The sequence below is a fragment of the Luteibacter sp. GL_149 genome, assembly GCF_057834065.1.
The window spans coordinates 764,123-779,611 of the sequence record NZ_CM174395.1 but is presented as its reverse complement, the minus strand read 5'-3'; the positions used below and the strand labels follow the sequence as shown (position 1 = coordinate 779,611).

Genomic DNA, 15,489 nt, shown 5'->3' with positions numbered 1-15,489 from the left:
ACGGAACCCAACCAGCGAGGCAACGCGCATGAAGAAGTCGTTCGTCAGTACGTTCGTCGTGGCCGCCGTTCTCGGCACCGCGTGTGCCCATGCAGCCAATGCACCGGTCGCGGTCGACAGCAAGGAATACAAGGTACTCCTCGATCCCTCGCGCTTCGCGAGCAATCCGTCGTCGGCTGCAAGCAACCTGCTCAGCGACCTTTCCGTACGCCTCTCCCAGCTGGCCTTCGACAAGACCGTGTCGGGCGGCTTTTCGGTGGACAAGCGGGATAACGTCGCCTACTACGACACGGCGGGTACCTGCGTCGTGCGCGGCAATAACTATGCGGTCCGGACGCGCAGCGGCGGCGACTCCGACATCCAGTTCAAGTTCTCGCATCCGGACGAAGAACTCTCGGCGGCAACGCTGGTTACCGGCACGGGCAAGAACAAGAGCACGAAGCTGGAGACCGACGTCGGCCCGGCCAGCCTCGTCTATTCGCATTCCACGAAACAGGACCCGGCCACGACCGGTGCCCCGGCCACCGTCGCCGACCTGATGACGCAATTCTCGGGTGCATCGACGCTGTCGTCATACAAGACGCAGGCGCTGGTACCCGTCAACGGCCTGGACATCGTCCAGCAGGAATACACCGGACCGGTGTCCGATCTGGGCCAGTCCGATGCGGAGTTCACGCTGACGCTGTGGTACGTCGGCGGCAGCAGCGCTCCCGCTCTTGCCGAGCTTTCCTACAAAGTGAAAGCCGACTCCAGCGCCTATTTCACGACGCCCGTACTCACACGCTCGCAGACCCTGCTCAAGGCCATCGGCACGCTCGACGGCTGGATGCTCAGCCCGTCGACAACAAAGACGGCATGGGTATACAACTATCGCTCGGCCGCGTATCCGAACGGATTCTGCAGCGGCACCTGATGCAACAGCCGCGGACATGTGGGAGCTTGCGCTCCTACATGTCCGTCATGGCGGCCCGCGCGTCGATCACTGCTTGCTGCGATACGCGAACCGCTCCGCGCGTCGGCTGATCGAGGTCGATAATCAGCATGCCGGCCAGCGTCAGCAGCACGAACAGCATCGTCGTCGACCAGCGCATCCGCCCCTTTTCCCAACCGACCAGCGTCGCCACCACTACCGCATAAAGCAGTAACAGTACGAGCACACGACGCGGCACATGGGCGGCACGAGCCGCCTTCCGCGACGCCGCCAGATCGAATGTCTCGTTGACGGTCGATATCACCGAAGCGGCAAGCGCCGTGCCGCGAACGGGCTCCAGTCCACCAGCCATGGTCGACCAGATGCGTGTCTGCAAGGCGCTGGTACGGGCATAACTGGCCGCTTCCGCCTCGTCGGTCGGCGCACTGCCATAGACGACACGCTCGTCCGCATAGGTTCGCAGCAGGGGATTGAGTGCCGCGCGGGTATCGGCATCCAGCAGCTGCGTTCGCAACCAGGTGGTTCCGATCGCATTGCCCTCGGCGACGACCAGCTCGCGGCGCGCGTCGTACCGATTCAGACTCATCGAGAACGTAAAGCTCACCAGCAGCGCAAGCAGACCGAGGACGGTCGTCAGCGTGAATCCGTCCGAAGCCGGCTCCGTGGCGTCCGCCCCGCGAAGGCGGCTGCGCGCCAGCAGGCCGAGTTCCCTGGCTGCAACAAGAGCCGCCAACACCACCAGGCCGAATAGCCAGAGTACCCAGTCGATATCCGCACCGTCGCTTCCTGGCATCAATAGTGGTCCTGTCGCTGGATAAGGATATCGACCGTGCGCGGCGCGCCATCGACGACGAGTTCGAGCCGGATGGTCGATTCCCGACCAAGCGCATCCACCGCTTTATTACCGGACGGAAATTCCCAATGCAAGTTCAGCACCTGGGGCTGCGTGATCGCCACACCCTCGTACTCATGATCATGGGGCGGGTAGCTCTGCCCCTGTAGGTTCCAGCTGGCCCGCGTCAGGCTGACGGCGTGCTTGCCGGGATTGACCGTGATCGACGGATGCAGGGTGATGTCCGACTTGCTCACGACCAGGACCGGCATGGAAACACGCCAGTCGTAACCACCCAATACGTAATTGCCATCGGCGCTCTCTATCCAGCCTTGCGGGGCGTAGACCTGCTGACGCAATGCACACGCGCTCACCATGGCAAGCGAAAGCACCAGTACGGCGCAGAAGAGCAAACGAAGAAGCCGCGGGTATCCGGTCATACGGTAAGCGTTGCCTCCCCCAGGACTGCCGGCCAGCGCAGTTGTTCGGGTCCGTCCCCGGTAGAAGTACCTAGGCTTCCCGTTGGCATCGATTTAGCACGATCCAGTCGCAACCTTCTGCGAGACAGATCAAAGCCTTCGGGAAGGAGGCCTGGGACGTATTATTTTGATCTTTTTCTTATGCCATTTGGCACCCCCGGACGGGCGCCCGACGCGGCAGCGCAAGAGGCACTTAGATCGACATAAATACGGCTTTTATCCGCACGAACTGTTGCTAAGCAACACATCGAAAAGACGTCTGGACGGCCGTACTTTCTTGTCGAGATACGGCTAGACACAAACAAACTTGTGCTGTAAACCATCCCACTAGCCTATTTGGATCGTGACAAATAGGTGTTTCACAGGTGACGGTTCCGGGTACGCGCTTTGGCAGCGAGGGAGAGGTCATGCCTTCGTTTCCGCGGCTCGGCTACCGCATCGTTTCGGGGGTTTTGACTTACATCGGGGAAGGCATGAACAAGAAGTTGCTGATACGCAGGCACGCTCTGGCACTGGCTGTCGCCACGTGCTTCGGTGCCGCGACGGGCGCTTACGCCCAGTCCACTACGGGTAATCTCTACGGCACCGTGCCGGCGGCCGCTGGGGAGACGGTCACTATCGAAAGCACCAATGGTCTGAAGCGCGACGTTCCGGTCGACGCGACCGGCCACTACGTGGCCAACCAGCTGCCACTAGGCACTTACACGGTCACCCTTCGTCGCGACGGCAATGTCGTCGACCAGCGCAAGGACATCGCGCTGCGCGTCGGTACCAGTACCGACGTGTCGTTCGCGACCGCCGCAGCCGGCGCCACCGACGCAACGGACCTCGGCGGAGTGACGGTCACCGGCACGTCGCTACCGCCGATCGATGTCACCAGCGTCGACTCCCGCACGGTCATCACCTCCGAGCAGCTCGCCCGCCTGCCGCTCGGCCGTTCGGCCGAAGCCATCGCCCGCCTCGCACCGGGCGTGGTCAACAACGGCGGCGGCTTCACCAGTGACACGAACCGTTCGGTGGCAAGCTTCGGTGGCTCCGCCGCCACCGAGAACGCCTACTACATCAACGGATTCAACACGACCGATCCCCTCAATGGACTCGGTGGCCTGCAGTTGCCTTACGGTGCCATCGACCAGCAGGAGGTCTACACCGGCGGTTACAGCGCGCAATATGGTCGCTCCGACGGCGGCGTCATCAGCCAGGTGGGCAAACGCGGCAGCAATGAATGGCACTTCGGTGCGCAGGTGCTGTGGGAGCCCGCATTTGCTCGCTCCAGCAACAAAGACCTCTATTACACCAGTCCGCCCAAGTCGCAGGTTGCCGGCACCCTGTACCAGCCCAAGAGTCAGAACGAGACCTGGACCACCACGGTCAGTGCATACGCCGGTGGCCCGCTGATCAAGGACAAACTGTTCTTCTTCGTGGCCGCCGAGTTCGAACGCAAGCAGCAGAAGAACGTCAACGCCGTCGACAACACCTCGACACCGGCGTCGGACAACCGGTTCGACGCTCCTCGCTGGTACTCCAAGCTCGACTGGAATATCACCGACAGCAACATCCTGGAATTCACGGGAGCGTCGGACAAGCGCGAAGGCAGCGGCACGCGTTACAAGTACAACTACACCGACCGCACGCGCGGTGCCGTCATCGGTCCCGTCGACGATACGAAAACCGGTGGCGATCTCTATCTTGCGAAGTACACCGGCTACATCACCGACGACCTGACGGTCAGCGCGATGTACGGTGAAATGAAAACCAAGAACTACGACGTTCCCGGCAACTACGATCCGAACCTGACCCGCGTCACCGGCATCACCAGCCAGAATCCAGCGCTCAACGGTGGCACGCCCATCGGGAATAGCCAGGTGACGTCGCTTGCCAATCCCGGGCGCAGCAACAAGCAGACGAACTTTCGCTTCGACGTCAGTTATCACATCGGCGACCACACGATTGCCGTCGGCGTCGACAACATGAAGTCCGAGGCAAACGATCAGGGCACGTTCGATCCGGGCCCGGGTTACACCTGGAATTACCGCGTCACCAATACGCCGAACCAGCCCATCTCGTCCGGCAGCGCATCGGGTGCCAATTTCGTCCCGGCTCCCGCGTTGTTCCCGAACGGTGCCGGCGGCTATTACGTGGGCCGGAACATTTCGAACAATTCGGTGAGCGTCCGTTCCGATCAGCGCGCGCAGTACATCGAGGACAAATGGCAACTCACGGACCGTTGGCTGCTATCGCTCGGCCTGCGTAACGACCAGTTCACCGACTACAACCCGAGCGGACAGGCATTCATCACGCAGACGAAGCCGCAATGGGCGCCACGCCTCGGCGCCAGCTGGGACGTCTATGGCGATGGCAGCTTCAAGGTCTTCGCCAACGCAGGCCGTTACTATCTCGGCCTGCCGCTCAACCCGGCTACGGGCGCCGCATCGGGCTACGTTTCCACGCAGCAGTACTACACGTACAGCGGCATTGCGGCGGACGGCACGCCCACCGGACTCACGCAGATGAGCGGCGTGGTGTCGGCTAACAACTCGTACGGCATCTCTCCCGATCCGCGTACCGTTACGGCGAAAAACCTGAAGGCGGAGAATCAGGACGAATTCATCATCGGCTTCGATAAGGTGATCGGCAAGAACTGGATCGCCGGAATGAAGGCTACGCAGCGCAAGCTCAACCATGCCATCGACGACTACTGTCAGATCGACCGCGTGCAGGCGAAGGCTACGGCACTCGGATACAACGTCGTCCCGAACAACAGCTGCTATCTGATCAATGCCGGCGCAAGCAATACGTTCACTCTCGTGAACCCAGCCGGCACCGTATACGAAGTGCCCCTTTCGCGCGACGAAATGGGCTTCCAGCAGTTGAAGCGCAAGTATTACAGCCTCGAAACGTTCGTCGAGCATACGTTCGATGGCACCTGGTACGGCAAATTCGACTACGTCTTCTCCCGCAGCTACGGCAACACCGAAGGACAGGTTCGTTCGGATCTTCGCCAGAGCGGTGCGTCGGCAAGCGAAGACTGGGACAACGCCCAGATCATGGAAAACGCCGGCGGCGTCCAGAACAACGACCATACCCATGTCTTCAAGGCATATGGTTATTGGCAGGTCGCTCCCGAGTGGCAGGTATCGGGAAATCTCGCCGCGGTGTCGGGCGCTCCCGAAATCTGTCTGGGTTACTACGGTCCCGACCATTCCGACCCGGTGTCCTACGGCAACGCCTACCACTTCTGCGACGGCAAGCCTTCGCCGCCGGGTAGCCATGGCCGTCTGCCGTGGACGTTCCAGCTCGACCTCGGCGTGACCTACCGTCCGACGTTCGCCGACCAGAAACTCGCATTCTCGGCCAATGTCTTCAACGTACTGAACCAGCAGCGCGCGACGTTCCGCAATCCCAACAAGGAAGGCGATTCGCCGAACACGCCGAACCCGCAGTACCGCATCCCGCTGTACACGCAGGATCCGCGCTATGCACGCCTGACGGTCAGCTACGACTTCTGATAACGCTTCGCTATGGGGATGCCCAAACATCCCCTTGCGCCCTTCGAGTCCCTCGGTGCCTCCCCCACCGAAGGATTCGCGGGGCGCTTTTTTTGGTTCTTCACACACTATCGGGGGGCGGCTTGGCGTGTCGCTGGACGAGGACAGCCGCCTCACGCTCGTGCGTCGGTGAGGCCGCGACCGGGTTGGCCCTTGGGGCCTTCGGCGCCGTCCCTGCGGGAGCGGGCCGTAGCGCCACTTTCGCTCCGACGAGTCATCGCGGCCCTCGGCTAAGGCGGCCCCAAGGACCAACCCGGCCACGGCACCGTCGACTGCGGTTTGCTGAAGATAGAGCGCGAGCCAAGCACGTGACGGAACCGGACCGGATGCGGGTCACCCTCGGTCATACATCACCCGCTGCTTTCCCCCACGTCACCGCAACACCCGGAAGAGCCGTCGGCCACCGCCCTCGACGCGACTTGCGGAACCGAGCGCGGCGGGCGGAAAAGGCCCGAAGGGGGCGGACCAGGACGGTCCGCCGTTTTCGCTGAGGCAGGAGCCGAATCGAAAACCCCCGCCCGTCGCGCGGGCGCGACGGGGCGCAGCCATAGAACACCAGCCGCGCAGCGGCTATCCCTTCCCGAGCGACGGTGGAGACGGAGCGTCGAGGGCGGTGGCCGACGGCTCTCCTCGAAGCGTCACAGCACTACGGCAATAGCGATGGCAAAGCCGAGCCCTCCCCCGACAATGCGTGAAAAACCTATTTCTACGTCAACGCTGCGCCGACACCGTTGGCACGCCATCCTTCACTTCGAAGCGGAACGCATAGTCGAGACTGAAGGGTGCCGTCGTGCGGGTTTCGCTGAAATTACCCGCTTTGTCTTCGTGTTCTTCGACAAGAGTCATAGGCGTGTAACGCCAACGCATGGCCGCACTGCGCGCCGCCGCCGCGAATGCCGCATGGTCCGGATCGCTGCTCGATGTGTCGAGGTCGCGTACCTCGGTTGACCTGCCCTTCTCCGTCGACGATGACTTTGGCGCGAACGATCTGCGCCGGCAAACGGCGAGCGACGAGGTTCGAGGGATAGACCGGCGGGTCGTTACGGATGAGCTCCGCGCCCACTGCCGACTGGCCGGGAGTCAGCCGGTACCGCGATTCGCCGCCATGCTGATCGAATTTGTAACTGACATCGGTATGGGTCGCCTGTCTCGCAGCCGGACGGACAGCCTCGTGCGTGCAGGCTACAAGCATCGCCGATACGGCAGCCGCGACAATCCAACGGAATGACGACATTCGCTTCTCCATAGCGTGGGGGTGGATGGGTGGGGACCCATCCGCATCCTCGCAGGAGATGCGCGCGCCGTTCAAGCCTCCGGCTGTTCGCCCGCCGCCGCGACGATGGTTTCCACGTAACCGAGTATTTCCGCGACGGGCAGATCGAAGACGCCGGCGTCGCCGTTGACGAAGGCCTGGGTCCAGACGTCGTAGCCGGCGCGCCACTCCGTGTCCGCGGCAGCGATGCCGTCGATTTCGAGAACGCTGGCGTCCAGCGCGGCGCGATCGACGGGAATGTGCGGCAACGCGCGCTGTAGACCGCCTTCGACGCGATGGTTCCGAAGTTTCAGATCGGTAATCGAGACATGGAAAACGTCGCCAAGACCGGGTAACGCTTCGATCGCGCGAATGACGACTCGCGACCCGTCTTCATTCGGCCGGGTGCGATACGACCATATCTGGCCTTCGGCGTAAACGTGCTGAGTCATCGTGCTTTCCTGCTGGATAAGCACGCCATCTTAGATCAGGCTGCCGTGGATCAGGCGTGCGCGATCGCATCGCCGCGGCGCTCGTACAGCGCCGACGCCACGACCACGCCCAGACCGCCGAGTGCCACGAAGGCTCCCATCAACGGCAGGTTAGTGAGCGGCAAACCGGCGGCGATCACGACACCACCCAGCCAGGCACCCGTGGCGTTGCCGACGTTGAAAGCGCCCTGGTTCAGCGTCGAGGCGAGGTTGGGCGCCGCGCGCGCCTGATCCAGAACGCGAACCTGCGCGGCGGGTACCACCGCGAAAGAGAAGATGCCCCAGACGAACAGGGTGACCAGCGTCGCGATCTGGAAATGACTGGTCCACGCGAAAATCGCGAGGACCACGGCGTTGCACACGAACAACGCGGCCAGCACCGGCATCAGCTTCCAGTCGGCCAGACGGCCGCCGAGAAGGCCGCCCACCGTGATGCCCGCACCGAACAGCAGCAGGACCCAGCTCTTGGCATGATCGGAGAAATGCGTCACGTCGCGCAGGATGTACGCGATATAGGTGAATACGGTGAACATGCTCACCGAGGCCAGCGTACTCACCAGCAAGGCCATCTGCACGCGCGGCGTCGCGATGGCACGGAACTCGCGGAGCATGCTCTGCTCTGCCTGCATCGGAATAGTCTTCGGCAGCCATAGCGCGAGCGCCGCCGCGGCCGCCACGCCGATAACGGTCACCGCCATGAAGGTCGAGCGCCAGCCCGCCACCTGCCCGAGCGCCGTACCAAACGGGACGCCCAGCACGTTCGCCAGCGTGAGGCCGGTGAACATCAGCGCCACGGCCTGCGCACGCCGTTCGGGAACGAGGTCTGCCGCTACCACGGCGCCGATACCGAAGAAGGCGGCATGGCAGAAGGCGGTAACCACGCGGGCCGCCATCAGCAGGCCGTAATTCGGCGCGATGGCGCACAGCACGTTGCCGAGGACGAACATGCCGATCAGCGTCAGCAGCGCTTTGCGCCGGGGCCAGCGGGCGGTCACCAGCGCCAGCACGGGCGCACCGATCGCCACGCCAATGGCATAGCCGGATACCAGCATGCCGGCCGCGGGCGCGGTCACGCCCAGGTCGGCGGCCACCTCGGGCAGCAGGCCCATGATGACGAATTCGGTGGTGCCGATGCCGAACGCGGCAATGGCAAGGGCGAGAAGAGGCAGGTACATGGGTGCGAGTTTACGCGCTTATGCTGCGACGCATCATTGGCGTGCCCGATCCGCCCAATTCGCTTATCCTATGCAGCTATCGCGCGGACACAGGGTCCGTCGCGGGCTCGCAAGGCAGCCGGCCATCCGCGCCGTTCCCCAGCCAGAGCCCTCTTATCTGGAAGGCATTCACATGGTGGCAATGGCGACCGAGCACGTCATCGACGTGCATCACTGGAACGACACCCTTTTCAGCTTCCGCACCACACGGGATCCGGGGTTCCGCTTCGAAAGCGGGCATTTCGTCATGATCGGCCTCGAAGTCGACGGGCGTCCCCTGATGCGCGCCTATTCGATCGCCAGCGCCAACTACGAGGAACACCTGGAGTTCTTCAGCATCAAGGTGCAGAACGGCCCGCTGACCTCTCGCCTGCAGCACCTGAAGCCAGGCGATCCGATCATCGTCAGCCGTAAGCCGACGGGCACGCTGGTGCTGAACGACCTGAAGCCCGGCAAGCGCCTTTATCTGCTGGGTACCGGCACCGGTCTCGCCCCCTTCCTCAGCATCATCCGCGATCCGGAAACCTACGAGCGCTTCGACACCGTCGTTCTGGCACATGGCGTCCGTCATGTGAACGACCTGGCCTACTCCGACTATCTGGAGAAAGAGCTGCCCGCCCACGAATACCTCGGGGACATGGTGCGCGATAAACTCGTCTACTACCCGACGGTCACGCGCGACGACTTCCGCAACCGCGGCCGCATCACCGATGCCATTGCGGATGGCGAAATGGCCCGCGCCACGGGACTGCCCCCGCTCGACCCGGCGCATGACCGGGTCATGCTCTGCGGCAGCCCGTCGATGCTGGACGACATCTGCGCACTGCTCGACGGCCGCGGTTTCCAGGCCTCGCCGCGTACGCGCGAACCGGGCGATTACGTGATCGAGCGGGCGTTCGTGGAGAAATAAAGTAACGGCTACCGCTCCAAAAAATCTTCCTCAGCGCCTGATCCGCCCCTGCCCCTCGTTATCCCAGTACCCGAACACTTTCCGCGCGATCAGCTTGTAAAGCCGCTTGCCCGTCGCCCGCCATAGCCGCGAATGCGGCGCGGGCTGCGCGAGAATGTTGCGCTGACGCAGGCTCAGACGCTCCGGCACATAGGTGCGCTTGTGCTTGAGCAGATGCCGCAGGTCCTCGCGCGCCAGCAGACGGAACAGCCTGCCGCGCTTGCCACGCGTCCATGCAATCTGAAAATCCACCAGCCCGGGCGAGCCATCTTCCCGCACCAGCCAGTTCGGCTCCTTCGCCAGGTCGTTGTGGACGATGCCGCGACGATGCAGCACAGCAAGCAGGCGCAACGCGTCGCGGTAATACGCCGGATCGCGCGGCTGCCCCGCCTGCATGGGCTTGCCCGCCATATAACTCCGCTCCAGATGCCGGCCATCCCAGGCCAGCAGACGCGGCACGCCATCGATACCGTCCAGACGCGAAAGCGCACGGGCCTCCCGGGCAGCGGCGCGCCGCGCGAACGAACGCGCCCACCAGCGTGCCGCGCCGATGTCGCGGCGAATGAAGGTGACGCCATCGCGCTCGACGCATTCGATGCGGCCGAGTTCGTCGGCCTTGAGCAGCGTGACGGTCTCCGTTGTCGTGGATTCCACGTTTTTCCTTCGATTCATTGACACCGCTCCCACCGACGACCGTTAAACTGTGCGCTCGCAGGGAGAAATGACGATGTTTGTGCGACACATCCTGTCGCTGGTTTTCGCGACCGCCGGGCTCGCCGCCTGCAAAGGCGGATCCGATAAAGCAGTGGACGATACGGCCGCGGTGCCCGCCGCGTCGGCCTCGGTCGATGCCAAGGATAACGAAAGCGGGCCCGATGGCCTGTATACGGTCGAGCTGAAGTTACCCCAGCTGGCTGCCGAGCAGGCGCCGCTGAAAACCGCCATCGCCAACTACGTAACGGCGCAGAAGAAAGCGTTCCTCACCAGTCTGGACGCGCCGGGCGCGCGCGATCGTGCGCGCGAACTGCCGTGGGACCTCAATCTGGACGTCGCCGTCGCCGCCCGCACCGATCGCTTCGTCAACGTACAGGTCGATGGTTCGGCATTCACTGGCGGGGCGCATCCGGCGCCGATCGTCGATAGTTTCACCTACGACTCACAAGCCCGGCGCGTCGTCACGCTGCCGGAGTTCTTCACGGACCCGCAGGCCGCCGAAACCGCCTTCGCCGCCGAATCGCGACGCCAGCTCCTCGGTGCGCTGGACGACCAGGACGATCCGCTCGCTTCCACCAGCGAGCAGGTCGACGAAGGCACGGCGCCGGGCAAGGACCACTATCGCGTCTTTACCATGCTGACCGGCGACGACGGCAAGGTGCACGGCCTGACCTTCATCTTCCCGCCTTATCAGGTGGCTTCCTACGCTGCCGGCGCGCAGGCCGTGGATATTCCGACCGAGATCTTCGCCTCGTACCTGAAACCCGAATACCGCGACGCCTTCCGCTGATGACGCTGGATATCGTTCTTTATGTCGTGGCCGCATTGCTGGTGGTCGCGGGCGTCGCGGGAGCGATCCTGCCCGCGCTGCCGGGTATTCCGCTGATCTTCGCGGGACTGTGGCTGGCCGCGGGCACCGACGGCTACCGGCACGTGGGCTTGTGGTGGCTGCTAGGTATCGCCGCTGCCGGACTGATCGGTGTCGGGGTCGATTTCATCGCCGGCACATTGGGCGCAAAGCGGGTCGGCGCGAGCTCGCTGGCGTTATGGGGGGCGGCGATCGGCACGCTGGTCGGGATGTTCTTCGGCCTTCCCGGTCTGTTGCTCGGGCCGTTTCTCGGCGCGGTCGCCGGCGAGCTGATGTCCGGCAACAGTGCCCTGCGCTCCGCGCACGTCGGGGTCAGTGCATGGTTCGGCATGCTGCTCGGCACGCTGGTAAAGCTGGTCGTCTCGCTGGTGATGATCGGCCTGTTCGGCTTCGCCTTCCTTTTCAACTGATCGGCCTTCCGGCACATAGTCTCCCTCCCCGGCGGCAGCTACCCTGCCCCGATACAGAGGGAGACATCCATGTTCCGACGCCTGGCACTCGCCACCGCCCTGTCCTTCGCTATCGGCGCCGCCAGCGCCCAGTCCGCAACCCCGCCCGCCTGGATCGCGCACAGCAATGCGGATGCGCAGATCCTGCTGGACGTCGTCGCAAAGTTCAGCCCTGAATCGGCGTCCAGCTTTGGCCTGGACGGCTACGACCGGAAAGTGGCGGATCTCGGCCCCGATATCGACCAGCGGCAGCGCGTGGCGCTGACCGAGGCCAGGACGAAGCTCGAAACCCGCCTGACCCGGGAAAAGGACACCAATGTCCGGCAGGATCTTCAGATCCTGATCCACCAGATCGACTCCCAGCTCAAAGGCATCGACCTCAACGCCCGCTACCTGCTTCCCTATCAGGACGTCGGCCAGCTCATCTTCGGCGGCGAATTCGCCCTGCTCAAGGATGACATCGCACCGGAGCGTCGCATCGCCGCCGTCGACCGCCTGAAGTGCTATGTCGGCATGACGCCCGGCTGCACGCCGATCGTCGACGAAGCCAAGGCCCGTACTACCGAGCGGCTGGGCGACAAGAACCTGCTCGGACCGTACAAGGGCGACGTCGAACAGAAACTCGGCAACACCGCCCGCTATACCGACGGCGTACGCAAGCTCTTCGCCAAGTACAAGATCGCGGGTGCCGACGAAGCCCTGGACAAGATGGATGCCCAGATGAAGGGCTACGACGCCTGGGTCAAGGCGACGATCCTGCCCCGCGCACGGACGGACTTCCGCCTGCCCGAGCCGCTTTACGCGTACAACCTCGAGCAGGTCGGCCTGGACATCGCGCCGCGCGAGCTGATCAAGCAGGCGGAACTCGAGTTCATGGAAACCCGCTACGCGCTGCAAACGCTTGCGCCCGTGGTAGCGAAAGCCGAGGGCCTGCCCGATGGCGATTACCGCGCAATCATCAAAGCGCTGAAGAAAAAGCAGCTCGACAAGAACGCCGTCGAACCGACCTATCAGGACGTGCTCGGCAAGATCGAAGCGACTATCGTCAAAGAACGCATCGTCGAACTGCCCAAGCGGAAGATGGCGTTGCGTCTGGCCTCGGAAGCCGAGAGCGCCGCCGTCCCCGCACCGCACATGGACCCGCCGCCCTTCGTCAACAACAAGGGCGAACGCGGCACTTTCGTGCTGACCATGGGCAACCCGCCGACGAGCGGTGCGACGTCGGATGCCTACGACGATTTCACCTTTCCCGCCGCCGCATGGACGCTGACCGCGCACGAAGGACGCCCTGGCCACGAACTGCAGTACGCGGCCATGGTGGAACGTGGCGTGTCGTTGACGCGCAGCCTGTTCGCGTTCAACAGCGTCAACGTCGAAGGCTGGGCACTTTATGCCGAAGCGGAGATGGTGCCGTACGAGCCACCGGCCGGTCAGTTCGTCGCGCTGCAGTTCCGCCTGCTGCGCGCCGCGCGCGCGTTCCTCGACCCGATGCTCAATCTCGGCCTGATTACCCGCGACCGGGCCCACGACATCCTCGTCGAGGATGTGGGAATGTCCGAGGCGATGACGCGCCAGGAACTGGATCGCTATACCTTCAATTCGCCCGGTCAGGCCACGGCGTATTTCTACGGATACACGCGCATCCTGCAGCTACGTGCCGAAACCGAAATCCGTCTGGGCAAGCGCTTCGACCGGAAAGCGTTCAACGACTTCCTGATCGCGCAGGGCTTGCTTCCGCCCGATCAGCTGGCCGAGGCGGTACGCACGGGATTCATGACGAAATAACCTTATGGTAGGAGCCCGCTTGCGGGCTCCTACACAAAGACCGTCGTCGTATATGTCTTAACGCGGCGCGTCGGGAATGACGTAGAGCAGTACGGCCAGGTAATGCAGAACGCTGCCGGCCAGCACGAAGAAATGCCATATCGCATGGTGATAGGGCAGCCGCCGCGCCATGTAGAACGGAACGCCGGCGGTATATGCCAGGCCGCCCGCGAACAGCAGCACGAGCCCACCCGTTTCGACATGCGTACGCAAGGGCTCGATGGCCACGACGGCAACCCAGCCCATGGCGACATAGAGGAACACCGCAGCCTTGCGATACCGCTTGAGCATGCCCAGTTCCAGCGCACTGCCGACGATCGCGATCGCCCAGATCGTCCCGAACAGGCTCCAGCCCCACGCGCCCGGCAGGGCCAGCAGGGTGAATGGCGTATACGTGCCGGCGATCAGCAGGAAGATCGCGATATGGTCCAGCGTCCGCAACACACGCTTGGCCATGACGCCGGGAATCGCGTGATACAGGGTCGACGCCGTGTACAGCAGGATCAGGGTCGAGCCGAAGACGGAACTGGCAACCACGGCGCGCGCGCCGCCGTACAACGCCGCGAAGGCAACCAGCACGGCAAGTCCCGCGATGCTCGCCACAAGTCCGATCCCATGGATCACGCTGCTGGCGACTTCCTCGCCATGCGGATACTGGGGCTGCGCTGTGCTTGCGTTGGCGGCCATGGTGTCTCCAATTGTTTTAAACGCTGCGGGGACGAACCACGCCGGGGTACGGTACCCCAGAGCCCGTCAAATGAGAACCGTTCCCGACATCCCTTCCTCTCATTTGGACGTCCAATGTTAAGAACGACCTCACCCGGCCTGAACGTCCAGCGAAGCTCTTCCGGCATAACGTGTGCTTCGCCGGAAACGATCTCCCCCGATTCACCGGCCCTCTGCCCACCCTCGCGGTGGGCATTTTTTTGCTGCACCCTTGACCCGACCGGCCTTGAGGTGTTCCATCGCCACATGACCATCGAACTCCTGTTGCACCTGGGTCGTCTTCCACCGCAAGGTGCAAGCCTGCGTGCCGCCCTCATACTGGCCAAACGCACCGGGGCGCGCCTCGACGGCCTGTATGTCGTCGATCTGCCAGCCGCGGCGTTCACCGTCCCCGAGGCGGTGCCGATGCAACTGGACGCCGTCCGGCAACGCGCCACCGACGCGCGGGCCATGGCCGGCGAATGGCAGACACTCCTCGAACCGCAGGGCCTCGCGGGCAACTGGCGCGTCGGCAACGGCGATACCGTGCAACTGCTGGTCCATGCCTCGGCCGGTTACGACCTGCTGATCATGGAGCGCGGCGGCACGATGCGCGGCGATGCGCCGGTCGGCTTCGGTGTTGTGTCGCGAACGGTCTTCGGCAGTAACCGCGGCGTACTGGTGATACCCGAGCAGGCTCCCGTCAACAGTCTCGGCGACAACGTACTCATCGCCTGGAACGGCAGCAAGGAATCGGCGCTGGCGGTACGCGCCGCCCTGCCCCTGCTACGCAAGGCCGGCAAGGTCACGGTCATCGACGGCAGTCGCGACCAGGACAACGATGTCTGTTCGCTGCCCGACACGAATATCTGTGGCTGGCTCGATACGCACGACATCAAGGCGGACGTCAGGCGCCTGGACGAAGCCGCCGTCGCGGCGCCCGGCCCGGCCCTGCTGGATATGGCCCATGCCGACAACGTCGACCTGATCGTCATGGGCGCCTGGGGTCGTTCGCGCCTGTCGGAGATGGTCCTGGGCGGCACGACCCGTTACCTGTTCATGCAGAGCGACGTTCCCATGCTGGTCGCCAACTAGCGGACGTCTATACGCCCGCTTGCAAAGACGTTGCAGACATGCTGTTCTGTAGCCGGACCTGAACGCATCCCCACCCGGCCATCCGCCGGAGGCGTTCCGAGACCGCGCTCTACCTTCCCTCATCGTCAGGAGGTGGCT

The 15,489-nt window shown here is 63.6% G+C and carries 15 protein-coding genes; 8 read left to right on the top strand and 7 right to left on the bottom strand.

The features are described 5' to 3' along the window. Positions 1-28 precede the first annotated feature (28 nt). Positions 29-913, top strand: coding sequence for a hypothetical protein (locus AC3IR3_RS03485; protein ID WP_489195638.1), 885 nt, complete (start codon positions 29-31; stop codon positions 911-913). 34 nt (positions 914-947) lie between these two features. Here AC3IR3_RS03485 and AC3IR3_RS03480 read toward each other — a convergent pair whose 3' ends face one another. After that, the gene (locus tag AC3IR3_RS03480) at positions 948-1,724 is read right to left on the bottom strand and encodes a bestrophin-like domain (protein ID WP_489195637.1); all 777 of its coding nucleotides are present in this window, start codon (positions 1,722-1,724) and stop codon (positions 948-950) included. After that, positions 1,724-2,203: a hypothetical protein gene (locus tag AC3IR3_RS03475; RefSeq protein ID WP_489195636.1), complete on the bottom strand. Its 480-nt coding sequence runs from the start codon at positions 2,201-2,203 to the stop codon at positions 1,724-1,726. Before AC3IR3_RS03475 ends, AC3IR3_RS03480 begins: the two co-directional genes overlap by 1 nt. 446 nt (positions 2,204-2,649) lie before the next feature. On the opposite strand from AC3IR3_RS03475, the gene AC3IR3_RS03470 reads away from it, so the two are divergent. Continuing rightward, positions 2,650-5,751, top strand: a complete 3,102-nt coding sequence (locus AC3IR3_RS03470; RefSeq protein WP_489195635.1) for a TonB-dependent receptor — start codon at positions 2,650-2,652, stop codon at positions 5,749-5,751. A 750-nt stretch (positions 5,752-6,501) separates the two neighbouring features. On the opposite strand, the gene AC3IR3_RS03465 is transcribed toward AC3IR3_RS03470, so the two are convergent. Next, a complete protein-coding gene (locus tag AC3IR3_RS03465) occupies positions 6,502-6,657 on the bottom strand; it encodes a hypothetical protein (RefSeq protein ID WP_489195634.1) in 156 nt (51 codons plus the stop codon). Between AC3IR3_RS03465 and AC3IR3_RS03460 the strand changes: the two genes are divergently transcribed. Continuing rightward, positions 6,656-7,018: a hypothetical protein gene (locus tag AC3IR3_RS03460; protein WP_489195633.1), complete on the top strand. Its 363-nt coding sequence runs from the start codon at positions 6,656-6,658 to the stop codon at positions 7,016-7,018. The genes AC3IR3_RS03465 and AC3IR3_RS03460 overlap by 2 nt on opposite strands. 77 nt (positions 7,019-7,095) lie before the next feature. On the opposite strand, the gene AC3IR3_RS03455 is transcribed toward AC3IR3_RS03460, so the two are convergent. Together AC3IR3_RS03455 and AC3IR3_RS03450 are read right to left on the bottom strand one after the other, a co-directional pair. Next, positions 7,096-7,494 (bottom strand): hypothetical protein, encoded by a 399-nt coding sequence (locus tag AC3IR3_RS03455; RefSeq protein ID WP_489195632.1) that lies wholly within the window; start codon positions 7,492-7,494, stop codon positions 7,096-7,098. A 50-nt stretch (positions 7,495-7,544) separates the two neighbouring features. Further along, entirely contained in the window at positions 7,545-8,708 is a 1,164-nt protein-coding gene (locus tag AC3IR3_RS03450) for an MFS transporter (protein WP_489195631.1), read from the bottom strand. 172 nt (positions 8,709-8,880) lie between these two features. On the opposite strand from AC3IR3_RS03450, the gene AC3IR3_RS03445 reads away from it, so the two are divergent. Continuing rightward, entirely contained in the window at positions 8,881-9,657 is a 777-nt protein-coding gene (locus tag AC3IR3_RS03445; RefSeq protein WP_489195630.1) for a ferredoxin--NADP reductase, read from the top strand. A 30-nt stretch (positions 9,658-9,687) separates the two neighbouring features. Here the strand turns inward: AC3IR3_RS03445 and AC3IR3_RS03440 are convergent, their stop codons facing one another. Then, entirely contained in the window at positions 9,688-10,350 is a 663-nt protein-coding gene (locus tag AC3IR3_RS03440; RefSeq protein ID WP_489195629.1) for a protein kinase family protein, read from the bottom strand. A 73-nt stretch (positions 10,351-10,423) separates the two neighbouring features. Between AC3IR3_RS03440 and AC3IR3_RS03435 the strand changes: the two genes are divergently transcribed. The 3 genes from AC3IR3_RS03435 to AC3IR3_RS03425 all read left to right on the top strand — a co-directional run bounded on the left by AC3IR3_RS03435 (position 10,424) and on the right by AC3IR3_RS03425 (position 13,512). Then, positions 10,424-11,200 carry a DUF3298 and DUF4163 domain-containing protein gene (locus AC3IR3_RS03435; RefSeq protein ID WP_489195628.1) on the top strand — a complete coding sequence of 259 codons (777 nt, stop codon included), beginning with the start codon at positions 10,424-10,426 and terminating at the stop codon, positions 11,198-11,200. 5 nt (positions 11,201-11,205) lie between these two features. After that, positions 11,206-11,688: a DUF456 domain-containing protein gene (locus AC3IR3_RS03430; protein WP_132142808.1), complete on the top strand. Its 483-nt coding sequence runs from the start codon at positions 11,206-11,208 to the stop codon at positions 11,686-11,688. Positions 11,689-11,757: 69 nt separating this feature from the next. Continuing rightward, the gene (locus tag AC3IR3_RS03425) at positions 11,758-13,512 is read left to right on the top strand and encodes a DUF885 domain-containing protein (protein ID WP_489195627.1); all 1,755 of its coding nucleotides are present in this window, start codon (positions 11,758-11,760) and stop codon (positions 13,510-13,512) included. 57 nt (positions 13,513-13,569) lie between these two features. Here AC3IR3_RS03425 and trhA read toward each other — a convergent pair whose 3' ends face one another. After that, positions 13,570-14,238: a PAQR family membrane homeostasis protein TrhA gene (gene trhA / locus AC3IR3_RS03420; protein WP_489195626.1), complete on the bottom strand. Its 669-nt coding sequence runs from the start codon at positions 14,236-14,238 to the stop codon at positions 13,570-13,572. Positions 14,239-14,523: 285 nt separating this feature from the next. On the opposite strand from trhA, the gene AC3IR3_RS03415 reads away from it, so the two are divergent. After that, positions 14,524-15,351, top strand: coding sequence for a universal stress protein (locus tag AC3IR3_RS03415; protein WP_489195625.1), 828 nt, complete (start codon positions 14,524-14,526; stop codon positions 15,349-15,351). Positions 15,352-15,489 lie beyond the last annotated feature (138 nt).